The sequence below is a fragment of the Entomohabitans teleogrylli genome, assembly GCF_001484765.1.
GTDB classification, from domain to species: Bacteria; Pseudomonadota; Gammaproteobacteria; order Enterobacterales; family Enterobacteriaceae; genus Entomohabitans; species Entomohabitans teleogrylli.
In genome coordinates this window covers 1-1,359 of sequence record NZ_LLXO01000077.1, presented here as the reverse complement: position 1 = coordinate 1,359, position 1,359 = coordinate 1, and the positions used below count along the sequence as shown (strand labels likewise).

The following is a 1,359-nucleotide window of genomic DNA, read 5'->3' as shown; positions in this document are numbered from 1 at the left end:
GTCTAGATTATCCGTGGCGATTCAATCTGGGCTCTCAGGACTCGTTCTACGTGGGAAACCTGAAAGGTGTTGGACGTATTTATCAGCAGACATTCGTGGATACCTACTTATTTTGGTCGCGGTAAAGGCATGGTGGCTTACACGCTGCTGTGTCACCACATCCCAATTAACGGATACCTGATTGACACAAACGACTACGAAGGCCACCATGTCTTTGATATCTGGTACCGCAACACTTCAGCCGTGAAGCCTAGGGCCATTACCGGAGACATGCACAGCATCAACATAGGGAGCTATAATCACTATTATTCTTTTTCTGATCTTCATCACAATCTGTTAGATATGAATAATTTTCTGACACTGTTCTCGTTTTTAACCATAAAATAAAGTCAGAATGGTTTCTAATATCTAATTTCTGCTTAATTGCCCTCCGGTAATTACAAATTAATTTAGAGCTAACACGCATTTTATTTGCTATTTCTGTTGTGCAAAAACCTTTATATAAATAACCTGATATTATTTTTTCCTTTATTGATAAGTTATGTTCACCTATACATTTCCCACAATTTATATTTTGGAAGTCTGGTGGTCCATGTTGCTCTCCATCAAAAATAATTTTTTGTAATTTTTGACGCATTATAATTATTGGATCTTGTAAACTAAGAATGCCATTTTCCACTGGGCATTTAATTGTGTTTTTTTGATATTGTTTATGATTGTATATTGTTATGCGTTTCGTACGTAGCTGTTCAAACTTATAGTCATTAGAGTTTTTGAAATAATGGCAATCAACCCAGTCGAAGGCTTTTTCTCCAGGGCTTCTTATACTAAATATTAAATCTGCTGAAGTCGATTCACTTACAATATTAATATTGAAATGATGCTTAAATTCATCATGGAATAACTCTGAAATTAAATGTAAAACTCCAGTTGAAAAATAGTTATTATCTGTTTCAAATTTAATATTTAAAGATGTTTTGTTATTTTCTTTCATTCCTCATTCCTTTTTTACATAAAAGATATCGTTTTTTAAGTTATATTTTTCTTTTTATTTAATGGTTTTGTGTGATTTTTAACAATAAATACAGTGAGTTATGTTTTCAATTTTATATTTGAAACGGTTAGGAATTATCTCATTTTTTGTTAAGAAATCAAATGATATTTGTTCAAATAAAGGCATAATGAAAAATCTTATTTTTTTATACAGGAATTTATTGATATATAAAGTCTATTTTTTGTCATGTTTTGAATTTGTCAAAATTCCTAATGAATATGCAAAAGTAGATCACTTAAAGGGAACTCTGCTCGGATTGTGCGATCTGATCAATCGCCAAATCAAAACAAATCACTAACCGGACT

At 31.8% G+C, this 1,359-nt stretch carries 1 protein-coding gene and 1 pseudogene; one reads left to right on the top strand and one right to left on the bottom strand.

Annotated elements, in window-relative coordinates:
* Positions 1 to 84: 84 nt before the first annotated feature.
* Positions 85 to 297, top strand: a pseudogene (locus tag AQ981_RS25250) (Tn3 family transposase); the annotation flags it as partial.
* On the opposite strand, the gene AQ981_RS28340 reads toward AQ981_RS25250, so the two are convergent.
* Positions 281 to 637, bottom strand: a complete 357-nt coding sequence (locus AQ981_RS28340; RefSeq protein ID WP_249226395.1) for a LuxR C-terminal-related transcriptional regulator — start codon at positions 635 to 637, stop codon at positions 281 to 283. The pseudogene AQ981_RS25250 and the gene AQ981_RS28340 overlap by 17 nt on opposite strands.
* Positions 638 to 1,359: the final 722 nt, after the last annotated feature.